Here is a 19,230-nt window from a genome sequence, read left to right on the forward strand (position 1 = left end):
CTTTCAGCAGCAGATCTCTTTGTCAGTGCTGTTAATCCCAAGTTGGTCAAAGATTTTAATAACGATTCTCTTCGCAAGATCAAGTCCGACAAAGCTGATTCTGTCAAGATTGCCCGCTACGCTCTTGACAAATGGCAAAGTCTTGAACCGTATAGTATTACAGATGAATTACGCGCTCAGCTAAAGGTCATGAATCGTCAGTTCCATTTCTATGTGAAACAAAAAACGGCTATGAAAAATAATCTTATTGGCCTCATTGACCAGACCTATCCAAATGCAAATACTTATTTCAATAGTCCCACCCGCAGTGATGGTTCCCAGAAATGGGTTGATTTTGTCTCTACATACTGGCATGTAGATTGCATTCGTAAAATGTCTCTAAACGCTTTTGTTGAACATTATCAGAACTAAAGTAACGAGAATGCGACGCGCAGTTATTCAAGCGGATATAAATTCTGTAATGAGTAAAAAAAACATTTACAAGTAGTATTTAAAACTATATAATAAGGAACAGAGGTGATAAAAGATGACAATCGATGATAAAGACATGATAAACAGCATTCTGGAAAGTGTATCCAGGATTGACTATATTAAACCGGAAGACATCCCAAATATTGATTTATATATGGATCAGGTAACAACCTTTATGGAAGAACAGCTCGTTTCTTCCAAACGTTACGCAGACGACAAGATTCTCACCAAGACTATGATCAACAATTATGCAAAGAATAAGCTCCTTCCCCCGCCTGAGAAGAAACGTTATTCCAAAGAACATGTGCTGATGCTGATTTTTATTTACTATTTCAAGAATATTCTTTCCATCAATGATATCCAGACTCTGCTCACACCGATCACGCAGGAATATTTTAAATCCATGACTGGGAAAGATATGACTTATATTTATAATGAAGTTTTCAGCATGGAAAAGGAACAGATTGAATCCCTGAAAAAAGACCTTCTGCGCAAATACAAAACAGCACAGGATACTTTCGGGGACGCAGATGAAGAAGATCAGGCGAACCTGAAAAGATTTTCCTTTATCTGTCTGTTAAGCTTTGATGTTTATGTAAAAAAGATGATGATCGAGCATATAATCGACGGGATGAATCCGGAATCGGAGCATAATTCCAAAAAGAAAAAATAATTGTCAGCCTATAATCAAACAAATACTGAACAGACCAAAAGGAGACCACATATTTTTCTGCGATCTCCTTTTATTTTTCCTTTATTTTATCAGCGAATTACATATAAAAAAGTTCCTTCATCCACACAAGCATTTCTCCATTTTCACGATTTCCCCAATAACAATATGGTACCAGTGTCAATTTAACATCTTCCAGTTCTACTTTTCTGTTCTGATACAATATTCCTTCATTCCAACCCTTCTCTGAAATTTTTTTGCCGGTTATATGGAGTACACTGCATCCTTCCAGAAGTTCGTCATCATATGTTTCTTCAATCTTCTGATCAGTATTAACCATAACAGAAGAAAGATTCTCCCCGTTATCCGCTTCTTCCACACAGTAAACCAGAGGTCCCTTTACTACTGCCACTTTTGCACTGTCAACTCTTACCTGTGGATTTGCATGAACAAATACTGGCTCTGCATCAAAACTTATTTCAAATGTTTCTTTATACATTTTTCCGGAAATTTTAATATATCCATGGTCTTCTGTCAGATTCTCTTCTTTACCGTTTCTCAAAATTTTGAAATTCTCTGCATATGCCGGAACCCTGAATGCGATCATCGCCTCAGTTTCTTGCACACCATCTACAGAAACTGTCATCTTGTTTTCCCATGGGAAATTTCCTTTTAACGTAATTTTGAACGGAACTCCATTAAGTGTAACTTCTGTTTCATTTGCAACATACAGATTTACGTAAATTTCATTTTCTTCCTGGAAATAGATGTATTGTCCAAGAGATGCCAATGTTCTGGTAATGTTTGGCGGGCAGCATGCAACACCAAACCATTTCTGCCTGACAGGTTTCACATGTTCGCGTGAAGTTCTCGGCATACAGCTTACCGGCCATACTTCCAGAGGATTTACATAAAAAAAGCTTTTTCCATCCATAGCTATGCCTGATAAAAGTGTATTATATAAAGCCCGTTCCACTACATCCATATAAGAAGCATCCTTCTCCATATCTGCCATTCTCTTTCCAAACATAGCAAGTGCAATCGTAGCACATGTCTCAGAATAATTGCTGTCATTTGGCAGATCATAATCTGTTGTAAATCGTTCCAAGAATCCAGAAGATCCAACACTTCCTGTAATATACATTCTTTTGTGCACCATATTATCCCACAAGTTTCGGCATGCCTGCTGTAATTCTTTATCCTGATATTCATATGCCAGGTCTGCCATTGCAGAATACATATAGTTTGCTCTTACAGCGTGTCCTTCTGCTGTCCTCTGTTTTCTTACCGGTTTATGTGCCTGCGCATACATGGTATCATAATTTACAAAATCCGGAAAAATACGCTTATGTCCCGGTCTCTTTTCCTCCTCCAGAAAATAATTTTTGCCAGTACCTCTCAGATCTATGAAATATTTTGCCAGATCCAGATATTTTTTCTCACGTGTTACACGGTAAAGCTTTACAAGTGCCAGTTCTATTTCCTGATGTCCCGGATATCCATGGATTTTTCCCTCTTCCGATCCGAAAGTCTGGCAGACAAGATCTGCAAATTTTGATACAATTTCCAGGAATCTACGTTTTCCGGTTGCTTCATAGTATGCTACTGCTGCCTCGATCATATGCCCTGCTGTATAAAGCTCATGACCTTCCATAAGATTACTCCATCGTCCATCCGGTTCTTTGATCGTAAAATATGTATTTAAATATCCATCCGGCTGCTGTGCACGTCCGATCAGTTCAATCGTCTCATCAGCCAATTCTTCCAGCTTTTCATCTCTTTCATAATTTAACACAAAACCAACTGCTTCCAGCCATTTTGCAACATCCGTATCCTGAAATACGGCGCCCTGAAATTCTCCCTCTTTTTCTCCTGCTGCAATTTTGAAATTTTCTATACAATGACTGGTTTCTACATCTTCCAGTTTATCATTCAGAATATCCCACTGATAAGGAATAATCACATCCTTTACCAGATGCACATATTTATTCCAAAAATTATCTGTAACATGAATCTGTTTAAGAGAAATACTTGAATTTGCTGCTTTTCCCATTTTTTCTTCTCCTTTATCATCCATTTGGATCAGCGGTGACACCGTTAAATGTTCTTTAAAAGGGTGTCGAAAATTATCCCTCGATAATTCTGCGACACCCTCCTGATCTTTAAACTTCTTTATTTCATCGGCAGTTTGTAACCATCTCTTGTAAACAATGGAATCTGCTCGATCGGTGCTGCCACATGTACTTTCTGTCCACCTTCAAAGGTTTCACCTGTCCATGCATTTGTCCAGGAGGCTCCACCAGGAAGATATACATCTGTCTCACGTGCATCTGCATCTGTGATCGGTTTTACCAGAACTTTTGGTCCAAACATATACTCTGTCTCTACATTCCAACTTTCTTTGTCTTCCGGGAAGTCATAGAACAGCGGACGCATAACAGGAGTTCCTTTTTCATGAGCCTCCTCCATCAATTCTGTAATATATGGAAGCATGCGCTCTCTTAATCTCAAATAATCTGACAGAATCTCACAAACCTGATCTGTGTAACTCCATACCTCATTTGGTGCTCCTGATACACATGTAGCTCCACCAGTTGTACCATACTGAGGCTGAAGCGGCCAGCGATATCCGTGAAGTCTCATAACCGGACAGAAGCATCCATATTCAAACCAACGGACCAGAAGTTCATGGAATTCCGGATCATTTATATTTGCTCCGAAAAATCCGCCGATATCTGTTGTCCACCACGGAATACCTGCAATTCCCATATTAAGACCTGCTGCAACCTGATTTTTCATACTCGGGAAGGAAGATTTGATGTCTCCGGACCAGACCAGTGCACCATATTTCTGTGAACCGGCCCATGCGCAGCGGAGAAGATTGATAATGTTCTCCTGTCCTTCTGCTTTCATTCCATCAAAAAATGTCTTTGCATACATAACAGGATAAATATTTCCAACCTGAATATCCGGTCCGAGATGATAACGATAATTCTCGAAATCATAAACTGTATATTCCGGTTCTGCTTCATCCAGCCAGAATACTTTTACACCTTTATCATAATAATTCTTCTTTGCTTTTTCCCATACATATTCACGTGCTTCCGGATTAGTTGCATCGTAATGAAGTGTATTTCCCTGAAAATCCATGGATATCGGATATCCGGAATCTACGCGGATCAGAAGACCTTTACTCTTCATTTCATTGAAATTCTCGCTTCTGTAATCTACTGTCGGCCAGATGGAAACCATCAGTTCAATTCCCATATCTTTCAGTTCTTTGATCATTGCATCCGGATCCGGCCAGTATGTCGGGTCAAATTTCCATTCGCCCTGCATTGGCCAGTGAAAGAAGTCAACAACTATTACAGAAATCGGGAGGTTACGGCGTTTATATTCTCTTGCTACTTCAAGAAGTTCTTCCTGTGTCTGATAACGAAGTTTGCACTGCCAGAATCCCATTGCATATTCCGGCATCATCGGAACTTTGCCTGTTGCATTTGCATAAGCTTCTTCGATTTCGGCCGGTGTGTCACCTGCTGTGATCCAATAATCCAGTTTCTTGGAAGAAAATGCTTCCCATGTTGTAATATTTTTGCCAAAATTTACACGTCCTACAGCCGGATTATTCCACAAGAATCCATATCCAAGACTAGAAAGCATGAACGGAACACTTGCCTGTGAATTTCTGTGTGCCAGTTCAAGATCAGTTCCCTTTACATCAAGGTATGGCTGCTGATACTGGCCCATACCATATATTTTCTCCTCCGGTGTGGAAACAAAACGCATTGTCAGTCTGTAATCCCCACCTGTGATAGGCTTAAATTCTCTGGCTTCTACTTCAAGAGAACTGCAGGTATTTCCGAACATATCTTTTCTGTTGCGGACATACTCATCCAGTAAAAGTTCTCCTTTCTGATTATAAAATGCAATTTTACCGATCAGATTAATCTCTGCACGGATCTTACCATTACGGATCGTTGCTCCGTCTTCGCGAACTTCGATTTCCGGTGTGATTTCCTTCTCTGGTTTGATCAATGCCCAGTCTGCCTGATCCATCTCTGCGGTTTTCCATGCACGTACACGAAGGCTGTCAGCACCCCACGGCTCAATTCTTACCCGTTCAGCCTCATAACGGTAGCACAGCGCATTTCCTTTTTGCTCAAAATACCCATATACGTCTCTTACTTCTTCCTGATTTGCCATTTCTGCCTTCTCCTTTTCATTCTTAATGGAGTTTCAGCGAATTGGAACTGCAGTTTTATCTGTTTTGTTCTAATCCGCTGAACTTGTTTATAATATCAATAATAGCTTTATTTTATCAGTCTTTTACCGCACCTGCGACAAGACCGCCTACAATATATTTCTGTAAGAAAATAAACATCAGAATTACCGGAAGTACCAGTATTGCACCATAAGCCATGATACAGTTCCATCTTGTACCATATGCACTCTGGAATTTATAAATATTCGCTGTCAAAGGTCTCATTGTCTCTGCAACATTAAATGTCATTGAATATACCAGATCATTCCAGCCGTTCAGGAATGAAATAACCATGATAGTAATAATTCCTGTTTTTACTGCCGGAAGCATAACCATAAGAAATGCTTTTACCGATCCGCATCCATCCAGTCTTGCGGCCTCATCCAATGATACCGGAATACTTCTGAAATAAGGTCTCAATGTTACAATTACAAACGGTATAGAACTGGCTGCAATCGCAACCGGAGCTGTCAGATGATTTCCAAGAAAGCCCAATTTACTGAAAATCAGATACATTGGGGTCAATGTCAGGGATGGAGGAAGCATCTGTGAAATCAGAAATGTAAGAAGGAAAACATTTCCACCTTTTACTCTGTATCTTCCCATTCCATATGCTGCCGGGACACCGAGTACCAGAGCAATTGCCATTGTCAAAAGTCCATTAAGAAAACTGTTTTTCAAAGATATCAGAAACGTTTTATCTGTTAAGTTTTCCAGCCACGGTTCAAAGGTGAAATCATGTGGAAAATAGGTAAGAACCTTTCCAAATGTTTCTGCATCTGACTTAAATGAAATCTGTATCAGCCAGTAAATCGGAAATAAGAAGATAAATGCAATAAGAAGTGCAAATATCGAATTTCTGATCTCTTTTGCCTTTTCAGCACCTGTCATATTATCCATATCAGCCTTCCTCCTCTTCTTTTGATAACAGTTTCAGATAGAACAGACCAATAAGGAACAGGCATGCAAACAGTACCATTGCAACTGCCGCACCTTTTGAAAAGTTAAACTGTGTAAATGATAACATATAAGAATATGTTCCCAGCACATCTGTTGAATTCAACGGACCTCCGGCTGTCATGATATACATCAGGTCAAATGCACGGAATGTATAGATAAATCCTAACATCAGTACTGCAAGAATTGACTCTTTCATCAGGGGAAGAGTTATAAAAAGAAAACGTTGTCCCCAATTTGCTCCATCCATGGATGCGCTCTCGTATACATCCGGTGAAATACTTGTAAGTCCTGATACAAGAAGGAGCATATTAAACGGAATACCTACCCAGCAGTTCATAATAATTACTGCAATCAGAGCTGTGCTGGTGTTAACCAGCCATTCCGGACCGCTGATTCCGATTTTTCCAAGCAGGTCATTGATAAGACCTGCATTGGAAAAGATATTTTTACCAAGAAGACCAGTTACTGCCATTGGCATCATATAGCTGACAAGAATCAGACCTCTGATCGGACCTGCGAGTTTAAATTTCTGATTGAAAAACATCGCAAATGCAAATCCGATGGTAAACTGGAAAATAAGACAAGCTATTGTAAAAATAAATGTATTGCGCAGAACCAGAAGAAATGTCGGATCATGGAATAAATCAATATAGTTCTGTAATCCGACAAATACGGAAGTTCCTGATTTCAGGTTCTTTACATTTACATCCTTAAGACTGAGAATAATGTTATAAACGATCGGGTATCCCAGCACAAGGATCATATAAATAAATGCAGGTACAATGAAACAGTATGCTTCTTTCGTCTTTTGCTGCGCCATAGTCCTAGACTTTGCTGCCATTAAAGCCACATCCTTCCCTATTTGTTAGTTTTAGTTGCTTTCAGGAAGAGGAGTTTCTTCTACGATTGGATTAATTTTAGCTGCTGCTGTTTCAAGAGCGTCTTTTGCAGATGTTCCGTCTACGATTACAGACTGTGTTGCTGTATAAACCGCTTCAGAAATAGATGGCCATTCAGCGTGCGGTCCACGAGCCTGCGCATAATTCATTTCATCTGTAAATACCTTAAATCCATCCTGCTCAAATGTGTATTCAGCTGTCGCATCCTGTCTTGTAGGAATCTTTCCGCCTACAGCTGCCCATTTTGCTTCGTTTTCCTGTGAGCAGAGCCACTCAAGGAATTTAGCACATGCTTCTTTGTTTTCTGATCCTTTGCAGACACCAAAGTTCTCACCACCGATTGTAGATGTAGAGGTTCCTTCGTCGCCTGTTGGAAGAAGTGTAAAGTCATATTCAAATGCTCCGTTGATTGCATCTGTCTGTGCCAGATGCCATGTTCCACATTCTGCAAATGCAGCTTTTCCTGCGCAGAACTGATTCCATGCATCTGCCTGTGTCCAGTTTACACACTCTTTACTCATGTATCCGTTTGCTACAAAATCTCCAAGTGTCTGTAATCCATTTACAGCAGAATCAGCAGTAATATTATCAACATTAACGCCAGTTCCATTCTGTACAGATCTCAGCCATGGAAGGATCTGGAATGTTCCTTCTTCTGTAGATACTGCACACATTGCGAATCCGTATACATCATTGGATGCATCTGTTGTTGCTGCAACCATTTCCTTGAACTCATCAAGACTCTGCGGCATATGATCATATCCGGCTGCTTTCAGAAGATCCATATTGCAAGCAAGTGCAAGACAGTTACTATTCTGTGGAAGTCCGTAAACTTTTCCATCAGGATCTTTACAGGAGCTTAATGGTCCATCATAGAACTGATCCAGTTCTCCCCATGATTCCAGCTCATCAGTGATATCTTCGAATACTCCGAGAGATATGTAGGATTCCATATCCGGTGAATCTACCTGTCCGATATCAGGAAGTTCTCCTGAAAGTGCTCCAACTGTGTACTGGTTCATTAACTCTGTTCTGGATACGAATGTTGCATTGATGTGAATGTCATCCTGTAAAGAATTATATTCTTCAACCATGTCTGCGAGCATTTCCTGCTCTGGCTTCTGATCAAAATAATGCCACATTGTAACTTCCTGCGGAGCTGCCTGTACAGTTGATGCCGCCATCAGCGAAGCCGCCAATAATGTTGCTGTAAATAATGTTTTTTTCATGTTTTTTCCTCCTTTTTCCTTCTTAGTTGGATTTTGTTTTGGTTATTTGTATAATTTTAGGTCGTTCCTCTGTTGTTTTGTTGTATATATTTTACCATTGCATTTCTCATCACATAACCCAAAATTTTACGGAAAAAGGGATTTTGTGCGGATAATATTTTAAGATTCAGGAAATATTTTAAGATTTGAGGGATTTTTTTCTATATATTTCCATGTTTTCTAATTTTTGTTTGTTAATTTTTTACTCCTTTTGCTTATCTTTTTACTCTTTTATTTCTGACAGATATTCAGATGGACTCTTTCCTGTCACCTCGCGAAAGACTTTTTTAAAGTATTTGGAATCGGAAAATCCTACCTGATAAGGAACATCCCTCTGATCACATATTTCTTCCCTCAACATATACTGTGCCTGTTCAATTCTATACTCCCTTAGAAAAGTGCTGAAATTTTCTCCGATATTTTTTCCAAAAAGATAACTGAAATATTCCTGGCTCAGCCCAAGATCTTCTGCCAATTTCTTCTGGCTTATTTTTCCGGCATATCCACTCTGTATGATATCCAGAGCTTGCAGAATCATAGGGTGGGCATCCGGATATTTATCTCTCAAATTTCTGGATTTTCTGCGGGAATAGCTATTTTTTCCACTGATCTTATTCTCAATTTTCTTCAGTACTGCTTCTGCCTCATCTCTTGTAAGAGGTTTCAGAAGATACTCTATTACACCAAGAGAAATTGACTGCTTGGCAAAATCAAAATCTGCATATGCACTTACAATCACAAATTCTGCCTTAATTCCCTGAGCTCTGGCAGCTTCTATTACTGAAAGCCCGTCCATAAACGGCATCTTGATATCAATAAAAACCACATCCGGCTTCTGTTCCAGAATCATTTCCAGCGCTGCTTTTCCATTAGATGCCTGTGCCACAATCTCATACTCATCCCTCAGGCTCTGCAAAACCCTTACTAATCCCTGTCTGGTTCTCTGCTCATCTTCTGCAATTAAAATTCTCAATGTATAAAGACCTCCTCTGTTACTTTTTTTGCTACATTTATTTACTCTATATCTTTCTCCGGATTCTCTGGTATTGGAAGCCAGAAAGTAAATTTTGTCCCCTTTTCAGGTTCTGATTCCAAAACTACAGAAAGTTCTTCTCCATAATACATTCGCAGTCTTGTCACTACATTCTGAATCCCGATTCCTGTTCCTGCCAAATCCAAAGTATGCTTTTCCATAAGAATCTGCTGCATCAGTTTCTCTGTATCTTCATTCATTCCACATCCATTATCTTCAATGCAAAGACGGAATCTGGATCCATCAATGTGACCCGTAATACGGATCATTCCCCCGCTTTCTCTTCCTTCAAAACCATGAAGGATAGAATTCTCCACAAATGGCTGAATAAACAGTTTACAGCATGGCCATTCGCCGTATTCTTCCTGAAATTCAATCTCGTAGTCAAACACATCCATAAGCCTGAACTTCTGCAGATATAGATACTGCTCTACCCATCTCAGTTCCTGCCCCAGACTTACTGACACAAGCTTCCTTGAGAATGTATATGAAAGCATATTGGAAAGCTTTTTCAGAAGATCTGCTACCTCATAATCTTCATTATCTATCGCATTATAATTGATCGCAGTCAGTGTATTGCAGAGAAAATGTGCATTGATCTGTGATTCCAGAGCTTCTTTCTCTGCCTTATTTTTCTGACGGATAGAAAGATTCTTTTCACGATAATATCTACGTATTTCCTTGTACTGTCGTTCCAGAGTTTCCGCCATTTCGTTATAATAACCAGCCAACTGCCATATCTCATTGGTTCCCTTTACTTCTATCTTCGGAAGATTCTTGGAAAGTTTAATATTTCGCATAGAATCCCGTATAATATCAATTGGTTTTAATACTCTTCGTATTGTAAACTGCCATAAAAATCCACAGATACACAACAAAAACAGATATACATAAATGCTTCTGGTATACATCTGGTTAACCTGTGCACGCATTTTTCCAAGATCCGTGGTAATATATGCTGTCCATCCAAAATATTTTAATGATCTGCTGATATTCTCGGTACTGTCCAGCGTTTTTCTGTAACTTTCCACTGTCATTCCATCGTACTCTTCATTTGGATGGTAAATGATTCTGTTATTTTCATCTGCAATATATCCAATCGAAAGAGGTTTATCAGCTACTCTGTCAAAAGCACTTTTTTCCAGAATATCTCCCATATCGAAAGATACGACCGCTACATTTTTCACATGAGAATAACTGTAAGTTTTTCCAATCAGCGGAACTGCAATATGTACCATTCTTATCTGCGGCCACTGACTGTGAACAGCAGGATCTGTCTCTACATAGTACCTGACATTTGCTTTCTCTTTCTGAAGTGCCATGGTCTTTTCATATATTTCCTGAAGTTTATCCAGATTGCCATCTTCCCATACTCCTTTTGAAGATGTCTGGTACCAATAAACCCCATACTCCTGCCACAGACCTTCATCTGATACAATTGCAATAGATACAACACTTCCAATCTGATGAGCAATATCATCCATTCTGCTGCCCAATGTCAGTTTTTCTTTTGCCAGAAGTATTCCGTCTGCTTCCGTGTTTTCTACCAGAACTCTTAATGTCTCATTAACTCCTACATTGCATGCAGCACTGATGATATCCTTCAGATTTGCATCAATATTAATCGTCGATGTTTCAATCATGGATTCTTCCATTGATCTGGTATTCCTGAGCAGATAATTAAAATATTGATTTTTTACGTAAATCTGAAGGACCAGACCTGCCAGAATCAGAAGTAATACTACTGTTACTGTAACCTGCGCACTCATATGTGAGCAAAAATAATTTCTGATTCTTCCCGGCATTTTTTTGATTTTCTCTTTCATTTTTCTTTACCTGCCTCGTTTTTTATAATTCTACGACTATTTTACATCATTCTACAACATCTTATAAAGATATATCATATAAAATTTTGTGATTATTTACTGATTGATATCTATAGATGGCAAAGGACAAAAAAAGCCAGTAACTAAGCTTATCTGCTATTAATAAACTTAATTACTGGTTTTCATCTTTTTATTATGTTCAAACAGTCACCTACAATTGAATCAGATAACTTATTTGATTCGGTAATTATTTCTCCACTGCCTTAAATGTAAATCTGATTGGCTGGTAATCACCTGTTGTCAATGGTAATGGCAGTCCTGCTTTCATCAGTGCTGCGCCTGTGTATACTTTTCCGGTTGCAATGTCTTCGTAATGCAGATCTGCATCCAGTCCCTGAGGATAGAAAAGATAGATATACGGATTAGCTTCGCTGTGGAGTCTTACGCCACATACAACTGTCTCTTTTTTGTCCTTGGATACGAACTGCCAGAGTACATGGTTGTTGTTTTCAAATGGATTTATCAGACGATAGTAATCTCCGGACTGTACCAGATGCTCGATTTCTTTGTATTTCAGAATCTGCTCTCTGGCTGTCTTTTTGTCTTCTTCGGACATCTTCATCAGATCCAGTTCATAGCCAAATGTACCGGATGATGCAACCGTTCCTCTTGTCTCGAATGGTGTGATCCTGCCTGACTGGTGGTTCGGGCATACGCTGACATGAGCCCCCATTGCACTTACCGGATATCCGAAAGAAGTACCGTACTGGATTTTCAGTCTGTCAATAGCATCAGTGTTATCGCTGCACCAGATCTGTGGAGAATAATAGAGCATTCCTGCATCAAATCTTCCGCCGCCACCTGAGCAGGATTCAAACAGGAGATTTGGATATCTCTGCACAAGGCTTTCCATCATTTCATATACTGCAAGTACATATCTGTGATAAACCTCTCCCTGGCGTTCTTTTGGAAGTGCTGCGGAGAATACGTTGTCTACACTGCGGTTCATATCCCATTTTACATAATCTGCCTTGCATGCATCCAGAACTTTGAAAATCTGGTTCATGATATGGTCACGGACTTCTTTTCTGGTAATGTCCAGATTGAGCTGATGTCTGCTCCGGTTCATAGCACGTCCCGGAATCTTCAATGCCCAGTCCGGATATTCTCTGTAGAGATCACTGTCCTCGGAAATCATCTCCGGCTCTACCCAGAGACCGAATTTCAGTCCAAGTCCGTGGATTCTCTCTGCAAGTGCAGGAAGTCCACCTTTGATCTTCTCTTCATTTACTTCCCAGTCACCAAGTGCGCACCAGTCATTATCTCTTTTGCCAAACCATCCATCGTCCAGAACAAACATATCCAAGCCGATGTTCCTGGCTTCTTCTGCAATATGATACAGTTTGTCTGCATCAAAATCAAAATAGGTAGCTTCCCAGTTGTTTACGAGGATTGGTCTTGGCTGTTCTACGTATTTGCTGCGGATCAGGTTGTTTCTGTATGCATCATGATAAATGCGAGAAAGTTTTCCAAATCCTTCTGCGGAATATGACATAATCACTTCCGGAGTTTCAAATGTGTCACCTTTTTCCAGTGTCCATGCGAAATGATATGGATGGATTCCCATTACCACACGGGTATGTCCTACCTGATCTACCTCTGTCTCAAATGTAAAGTTTCCACTGTAAGCCAGTGCATATCCATAGCAGTTTCCATATGTTTCTTCTGTGTTTCTGTCGCAGAGGATTACAAATGGGTTATGATGATGACTGGAAGTGCCGCGAATACTTCCTACAGACCAGTTTGCATGACCCAGATGTGTTCTTTCCATCTGACGTTCTACGTTATGTCTGCCATAGAAATGAACTGCATCCATTTCTCTATATTCAAAATCCATTTCCATAGACATTGCTTTCTTTACTGTAACAGGTGTCTCACCAGTCTGTTCCAGACGAACTGCTCTGGTGATCACATCCAGATGTGGGAATACACTGTAGAGAAGATGTGCTTTCAGTCCGCTGACACGGTCTGCCAGGACAATCTCCAATGTCTCTGCCTCATCTTCTTTTGCAAACATTGCAGGGAGACCTTTCAGGCTGTATTTTCCTTTTGTGATCTCATAGGATTCAAATTTCAGATTTGCAGTGTCGCTGCCGTCTGCCTGCTCTACTTCCAGACCATTGATACGATAATCTCCGTTTCCGTAAGCTGTATATTCCTGCGGCAGAGTATCCAGGGAAAATGTTTTGTCTTTTCCTGCTTCATACGGATTTCCGGAGAATCCTCTGTCCACACATACAATCCTGTCCGTAATCAGGGAATCCCCTACCGGGCATCCATAATACAGATGAACCAGAGTATCATACTCTCTTACCTGCATCTGATAGGTGCTGTTTTCTGTTCTCAGGTCAAATACTTTTTCTGCCTCATGATACTTAATCCATTCCATACTCTGTACCTCTCATTTCTTTGTTGTTTTTTTGTTAAAAAGCATACTGATCCGGTTCTGTATCTACATAGTGATGTTCTTCTTCGTCCTCTTTGAAATACGGTTTGAACAGTTTCCACATAAACCAGGAATCTGCATAGGCTGTCAGGGAAAATCCCACCATCAGCCAAATCAGCAGATATACCGGAAAAAGTTTTGCATCTACAAGTGTCATGGTCATTGGCAGTATCGTGATCACTGCCACTGCTATCGCATAACCTATATGTTTAACCGCAAAATAAAATGCGTTTGTGATCAAAGTCATTGTTTTGTTTTCAAATGCTGCAACTGTCGGGAATATGTACAGTGCAATGGCAATCAGCGGAATACATACCGCCAGAATCACGTAATTGAAAATCTGTGGCATGGAACCAGGCATAGTTACCAACGATTCTTTCTCCATATAAAGAAATACTGCAACTGCTGCCATCAGGATCCAGATCAGAGTTGACTGTTTGAAGTTCTGCTTAAAGCTTTTAAAAAAATCATGAAATACCCGGATATCTCCATCCTTGTGGAGTTTTAATGTACAATAATACAAAGCAGTGGTGGATGCCCCTGCTGTAATAACAGGAAGAGAGCACACGATCCATAGTAAATTCAATGCAATTAACTGACCTAAAAATCCAAATATCCTGTCATAAAGACTTCCTGGTTTCATTTTTTATTACCCCTTCCTTTTTCTATCTTAATGATTTTGTCCTGACTTTCACCTTTACAGATGATTCAGCAATCAGATATCCAGTTTCAGGCAGCCTTCTGTTATTCTTCTCTTTCCAGTTGTATAACAAAATTCTGCCTGTATAGTTCAGGGGAAATGTCCCGAACCTCCCGGATTCTTCTTTTTATTTTTTTTAACTTACAGCTTACCACCAGATGTTGCAATACCTTCGATGAACTGCTTCTGGAAGATCAGATACAGTACGATCATCGGGATACATGCAAGCAGAGATGCTGCCATCAGCTGCGGATAATTGTTGGTGTACTGTCCCTGCATTTTTGCAAGTGCTGCTGACAGAGGCATTACATCTTTGTTACAGATCAGAGGCCACATCAGATCTTTGTATGCAAATACTGCTGTGAAGATTCCCAGTGCCACCATGGAAGAACGTGTCAGAGGAGCCATGATGAACAGGAAGGTCTGACCGATGTTACATCCGTCAAGACGTGCTGCCTCTTCCAGATCTTTTGGAAGTCCCATATAAGCCTGTTTGAGGAGAAATGTACCAAATGCAGTAACAATACCGGGAAATACCAGGGCAAAAATGGTATTGAGCATTCCCATTTTACTTACCATTAAGTACTGTGGGATAATGAAGATCTGTCCAGGCACCATCATCTGGAAAAGTACCAGAGAGAACATCAGGTTTTTCCCCCTGAAGTTCAGACGTCCAAATGCATAGCCTGCCAGTGTTGCTGTCAGAACCGCACATACAACACGACCCAGAATCAGAAGTAAGGTATTGATATACAGATGTAAGAAATCCATATTTGCGCTTACTTCTCTAAAACTGTCCCATCTCCATGTAGACGGGAGGATTACGAACGGGTTGACAGAGGTTGCCTCTGTCATAGTTTTGAAAGCTGTCAGAATCATCCATAAGAAAGGAACCAGCATGGTAATAGATACCAGTATCAGGATAACATGGATCAGAACTCTGTTTGCTTTATCTCTTGCTGACATAATTATCCCTCCTTAGTTATAATGAACCCACTTCTTCTGCGCAATATTCTGGAATACTGTCATGATCATAATTACAACCAGAAGAAGTACGACGATTGTTGAACCATAACCTTTGTTATTCTGTACAAAGGAATTCTGGTAGAACAGGTAAACAAGTGACTGTGTTTTGTAAAGTGCAGGACTGTTTCTGTCCATAACCATGAAGATCAGGTCGAATACCTGCATGGCACCGATGACACGGGTAACCATTACAAAGAAGATGGTCGGTGAAAGCAGCGGGATTGTAATGTGGAAGAACTGTTTGATTCCGGTTGCTCCGTCAATGCTTGCTGCTTCATAATAATCTCTTGGGATTTCCTGCAGACCTGATAGGAAAAGTACCATATTGTAGCCAATGATGGACCATACACCGATCACTGCGATCGCATAGACTGCAATCTTCGGATCAGAAATCCAGTTAATCTTTGTATGAAAAATGTGATTGAGAAGACCAAACTCTGAGTTAAACAGCCATCTCCATACCATGGCGATCGCAGCCGGAGCAGCAACCATAGGCAGGAAGAAAATAGTTCTGTAAACAGCACGGCCTTTCATTTTACGGTTTAATAAAACTGCCAGTACAAGTGCGATAGCAATGGAAAACGGAACTTCCACAATGGCATATTTAAATGTATTTAATAATGCCTGCCATACTTCCGCATCGTGGAACAGCTTTACATAATTGTCAAAACCAATGAAGATATTTCCCTTACCGAAATCTCCGGTCTTGAAAAAGCTCTCATAAATGGTCTTAAAAATCGGATAGATATTTAAGATGATCAGACCAAGCATTGTAGGAAGAATGAACGCCCATCCCCAGATGAATTCATTCCGCGCCTGACTGGTACCTTTTTTTGGATTTGCCACGGCTCTCACTCCTTCTTATCATAGAATTTTGTTGCTGATTTGAATGGAAAACTGCCGCATATGAGCATACCCTTTGTGACTCCTGTGGTTATCACATGATCGGAATCTTTTCTGCGGCAGCTTTTCCGTTTCTTATTTTTTATGAATGGTTTTGTTAAACATTAATTAATAGGACTCTTCTGCGATGGCATCGTTCATAATAGTAACGATATTCTTGCATGCATCATCCATGCTTTCCTCATCATTCCATGGTTTCTTCAGTTCTTCGCACATTGGGTTCCACCATGCAAGTGTTGCATTTGTGTGTGGTCTGAATACGATATTGTCCATTGCATCCATGTATGGCTGTAAGTTAAAGCAATCAACACTGTTAACCCATCCATCGGACATTCCTTCGTAAGCTGCCATTGTTACACCAAGATCAGCCTGTTTCTTCTGCATATCTTTGGAACCGAACCACTCAATAAGCTGGAAAGCTTCGTCCGGCATATCTGTGTTTGCAGATGCTGCCCATCCAAGACCATTGTAAAGAGATACGCTCTCTCCTGTTTCAGCATCTTTCGGAAGTCTTGCCACATCACAGTGTTCTTTGATATAATCGTTGTCTTTGAAAGCAGATACCATCCAGGATCCCTGAGAAATCATAGCTACCTTGCCAGATCCGAAGAGTACGTCTGTACCTGTTTCGGACATTGTAGATGCAGGAGGCATTACATTTTTAACGCATTTGTCAACGAATTCCATTGCTTTGATAGTGTTTGGATCATCAAAACCGGATTTGTTGTCATCTGTCAGTACACGTCCGCCCATGGAGTAAACAATATTCATCCATGTATCCTGCTCGTTAGACGGGTTTGCTGCAAAACCGTACTGGCTTCCGTCTTCTTTTGTAAGTTTCTCTGCAATATCATAGAATTCATCCCATGTCCAGCTTCCGTCCGGATAGTCGATTCCTGCTTCATCAAACATATCTTTGTTGTACCACATAGCAATTGTATCGATGTCCTTCGGTACTGCGTATGTTTTTCCGTCCCACTGATACATTTCTTTGATATCTTCCGGGAATTTGTCCATTTCCAATTTGTCGCTGTCTGCAATCTTGTCTGTCAGATCAAGTAAGATATCATTGGACATATATCTTACAGCTTCATTGGAATGCATCCAGAATACGTCCGGCATGTCTCCGCCTGATGCACCTGCTTCAAGAAGTGTCCAGTAGCTGCTCCACTCTACTACCTGAAGTTCAGTTTTGATTCCGGTCTCTTTTGTAAACTCATCCATAATTTCCTGAAGTCCGGCTTTCTGTCCGTTATCCCAGATTGCAACTGTCAGAGTTTTGTCTTTCGCCTGTGCGCTTACTGGTGCAAGTGCAGTAACTGTCATAGCACCGATCACTGTTGCGACTGTGAGTTTTTTCATGTTTTTTCTCATATACATCCTCCTTTATTCGTCGTTTCGACGTGTTCCTTGTGATTCTTATTATACGTTTTTGTCTATTTTTTTAAATGGACTAATGAAATGAATTTATGTCATAATCGTTATGGAAAAACCGCTGAATTTATGGTAAAATGTCAACAACGACTTGAATTTATGCGTATTTGCAGGATATCAGTCCTTATGTCTTTATATCAACAATATCTGCAATCAAAGAAAATAGAAAAAGGAATTACCCAAATGCCAAATGTAAAATATACGGACAGCGCTACTTTCCGCTGTCTTGAAAATCTGAAAGAAGGCTCCCTTGATATCAGTCTGATCCATACGGGCAAAGAACACTGCCCGCCCGGACATATCTGTTCCATGCCAAGAGATGAGTTCATCATCCATTTTGTGCTGGACGGTACCGGATTCTATTCTGCCGGAGGTCAGACCTGGAGCCTTACTCCCGGACAGATGTTTGTAATTTATCCAAATGAACCAGTCACATACGGTGCTGATGAAACCAATCCCTGGACTTATGCCTGGATTGGTTTTCGCGGAATCCGAGCTCACTCAATGGTAAAAGAATGTGGATTTTCCAAAAATCAATTAGTACTTCCTGCACCGGATCAGAAAATAATCCTGAAACACATCGATTATATGCTGAATCATAAGCAGCTTTCCAAAGCCAATGATCTAAGGCGCCAGGCTTATCTGATCCTGTTGTTAGCCGAGCTTGCCGACTTTCATGAAAAACAGTCTGCACAGAACAAAAAAAATGCCAAATATGCTTATAGCACCAGTGTTTACGTGGAGCTTGCCATTGAATATATTAAAGATATGTATCAAAGAGGAATCGGCATCTCTGATATTGCAGATAATATCGGAATCAGCCGTGCCTATCTGAACAGTTCCTTTCAGAAAGAGCTTGGAATGTCGGCACAGACCTTCCTCATTGATTATAAGATGCATAAAGCAGCCAATCTTCTGGTCAGCACCAGTCTGTCTGTTAAAGAGATTGCTAATAATGTGGGCTATGAAGACCAGCTTGTTTTTTCCAAGGCTTTTAAGAAGAAGTTTGGAATGAGTCCGAAGAATTATAAAACTCACAAAGAAATGATGGATAAATTTAACGAAAAGCAGGTAGATGATTCTGTGTGATCATCTGCCTGCTTTTCACTGTTGATTTTTTATTTTTGCTTATTGCTTTTCGCAACCTCCACAAGAGGCTTACCTGATTCGGTTATTATTTTGCAGGTGACATACTCCCGCCACTTAAATCTTACAGATTTTGAAGTGGGGGCTTCCTGCTCGATTGCCCTTCAGGGCAAAGCTAAAACAG

Annotated in this window: 14 protein-coding genes and 1 pseudogene; 3 read left to right on the forward strand and 12 right to left on the reverse strand. The window is 40.2% G+C overall.

All coding sequences use genetic code 11. From position 1 onward, the window contains the following. Together ACESZG_RS18405 and ACESZG_RS18410 are read left to right on the forward strand one after the other, a co-directional pair. Window positions 1-405: pseudogene (locus ACESZG_RS18405) on the forward strand (transposase); the annotation flags it as partial. Between the two features lie 121 nt (window positions 406-526). Beyond that, window positions 527-1,144: a DUF1836 domain-containing protein gene (locus tag ACESZG_RS18410; RefSeq protein WP_118613523.1), complete on the forward strand. Its 618-nt coding sequence runs from the start codon at window positions 527-529 to the stop codon at window positions 1,142-1,144. A 97-nt stretch (window positions 1,145-1,241) separates the two neighbouring features. Here ACESZG_RS18410 and ACESZG_RS18415 read toward each other — a convergent pair whose 3' ends face one another. The 12 genes from ACESZG_RS18415 to ACESZG_RS18470 form a co-directional block, all read right to left on the reverse strand. Next, complete coding sequence (locus tag ACESZG_RS18415; protein WP_227311349.1) at window positions 1,242-3,194, reverse strand: glycoside hydrolase family 127 protein; 1,953 nt, start codon at window positions 3,192-3,194, stop codon at window positions 1,242-1,244. A 119-nt stretch (window positions 3,195-3,313) separates the two neighbouring features. After that, a complete protein-coding gene (locus ACESZG_RS18420) occupies window positions 3,314-5,347 on the reverse strand; it encodes a TIM-barrel domain-containing protein (protein WP_195981313.1) in 2,034 nt (677 codons plus the stop codon). Window positions 5,348-5,462: 115 nt separating this feature from the next. Then, a complete protein-coding gene (locus ACESZG_RS18425; RefSeq protein ID WP_055149585.1) occupies window positions 5,463-6,305 on the reverse strand; it encodes a carbohydrate ABC transporter permease in 843 nt (280 codons plus the stop codon). A 1-nt stretch (window position 6,306) separates the two neighbouring features. Further along, complete coding sequence (locus tag ACESZG_RS18430) at window positions 6,307-7,206, reverse strand: carbohydrate ABC transporter permease (RefSeq protein WP_025578113.1); 900 nt, start codon at window positions 7,204-7,206, stop codon at window positions 6,307-6,309. Between the two features lie 30 nt (window positions 7,207-7,236). Further along, window positions 7,237-8,493: an ABC transporter substrate-binding protein gene (locus ACESZG_RS18435; protein WP_055199747.1), complete on the reverse strand. Its 1,257-nt coding sequence runs from the start codon at window positions 8,491-8,493 to the stop codon at window positions 7,237-7,239. Between the two features lie 262 nt (window positions 8,494-8,755). Further along, window positions 8,756-9,505 carry a response regulator gene (locus ACESZG_RS18440; protein ID WP_055149581.1) on the reverse strand — a complete coding sequence of 250 codons (750 nt, stop codon included), beginning with the start codon at window positions 9,503-9,505 and terminating at the stop codon, window positions 8,756-8,758. 41 nt (window positions 9,506-9,546) lie between these two features. Further along, on the reverse strand, window positions 9,547-11,391 hold the full coding sequence (locus ACESZG_RS18445) for a sensor histidine kinase (protein ID WP_025578107.1): 1,845 nt from the start codon (window positions 11,389-11,391) through the stop codon (window positions 9,547-9,549). Between the two features lie 247 nt (window positions 11,392-11,638). Further along, a complete protein-coding gene (locus tag ACESZG_RS18450) occupies window positions 11,639-13,840 on the reverse strand; it encodes an alpha-galactosidase (protein WP_055199748.1) in 2,202 nt (733 codons plus the stop codon). 34 nt (window positions 13,841-13,874) lie between these two features. Then, window positions 13,875-14,540 (reverse strand): YesL family protein, encoded by a 666-nt coding sequence (locus ACESZG_RS18455; protein ID WP_055199749.1) that lies wholly within the window; start codon window positions 14,538-14,540, stop codon window positions 13,875-13,877. Window positions 14,541-14,738: 198 nt separating this feature from the next. Then, window positions 14,739-15,563: a carbohydrate ABC transporter permease gene (locus ACESZG_RS18460; RefSeq protein WP_008706570.1), complete on the reverse strand. Its 825-nt coding sequence runs from the start codon at window positions 15,561-15,563 to the stop codon at window positions 14,739-14,741. Between the two features lie 12 nt (window positions 15,564-15,575). Next, window positions 15,576-16,469 (reverse strand): carbohydrate ABC transporter permease, encoded by an 894-nt coding sequence (locus ACESZG_RS18465; protein WP_020993601.1) that lies wholly within the window; start codon window positions 16,467-16,469, stop codon window positions 15,576-15,578. Window positions 16,470-16,634: 165 nt separating this feature from the next. After that, window positions 16,635-17,900 carry a sugar ABC transporter substrate-binding protein gene (locus tag ACESZG_RS18470; RefSeq protein WP_330595370.1) on the reverse strand — a complete coding sequence of 422 codons (1,266 nt, stop codon included), beginning with the start codon at window positions 17,898-17,900 and terminating at the stop codon, window positions 16,635-16,637. Window positions 17,901-18,143: 243 nt separating this feature from the next. Between ACESZG_RS18470 and ACESZG_RS18475 the strand changes: the two genes are divergently transcribed. After that, on the forward strand, window positions 18,144-19,049 hold the full coding sequence (locus tag ACESZG_RS18475) for an AraC family transcriptional regulator (protein WP_118340228.1): 906 nt from the start codon (window positions 18,144-18,146) through the stop codon (window positions 19,047-19,049). The last annotated feature ends 181 nt before the right edge of the window (window positions 19,050-19,230 follow it).

This window comes from Blautia sp. Marseille-P2398 (assembly GCF_964240315.1).
Taxonomy (GTDB): Bacteria; Bacillota; Clostridia; order Lachnospirales; family Lachnospiraceae; genus Blautia_A; species Blautia_A wexlerae.

Excerpts from the sequence above, each read along its gene's own strand:
- ACESZG_RS18410 (WP_118613523.1), top strand. The coding sequence starts at position 527 with ATGACAATCGATGATAAAGACATGATAAACAGCATTCTGGAAAGTGTA.
- ACESZG_RS18415 (WP_227311349.1), bottom strand. The coding sequence starts at position 3,194 with ATGGGAAAAGCAGCAAATTCAAGTATTTCTCTTAAACAGATTCATGTT.
- ACESZG_RS18420 (WP_195981313.1), bottom strand. The coding sequence starts at position 5,347 with ATGGCAAATCAGGAAGAAGTAAGAGACGTATATGGGTATTTTGAGCAA.
- ACESZG_RS18425 (WP_055149585.1), bottom strand. The coding sequence starts at position 6,305 with ATGGATAATATGACAGGTGCTGAAAAGGCAAAAGAGATCAGAAATTCG.
- ACESZG_RS18430 (WP_025578113.1), bottom strand. The coding sequence starts at position 7,206 with ATGGCAGCAAAGTCTAGGACTATGGCGCAGCAAAAGACGAAAGAAGCA.
- ACESZG_RS18435 (WP_055199747.1), bottom strand. The coding sequence starts at position 8,493 with ATGAAAAAAACATTATTTACAGCAACATTATTGGCGGCTTCGCTGATG.
- ACESZG_RS18445 (WP_025578107.1), bottom strand. The coding sequence starts at position 11,391 with ATGAAAGAGAAAATCAAAAAAATGCCGGGAAGAATCAGAAATTATTTT.
- ACESZG_RS18450 (WP_055199748.1), bottom strand. The coding sequence starts at position 13,840 with ATGGAATGGATTAAGTATCATGAGGCAGAAAAAGTATTTGACCTGAGA.
- ACESZG_RS18455 (WP_055199749.1), bottom strand. The coding sequence starts at position 14,540 with ATGAAACCAGGAAGTCTTTATGACAGGATATTTGGATTTTTAGGTCAG.
- ACESZG_RS18460 (WP_008706570.1), bottom strand. The coding sequence starts at position 15,563 with ATGTCAGCAAGAGATAAAGCAAACAGAGTTCTGATCCATGTTATCCTG.
- ACESZG_RS18470 (WP_330595370.1), bottom strand. The coding sequence starts at position 17,900 with ATGAGAAAAAACATGAAAAAACTCACAGTCGCAACAGTGATCGGTGCT.
- ACESZG_RS18475 (WP_118340228.1), top strand. The coding sequence starts at position 18,144 with ATGCCAAATGTAAAATATACGGACAGCGCTACTTTCCGCTGTCTTGAA.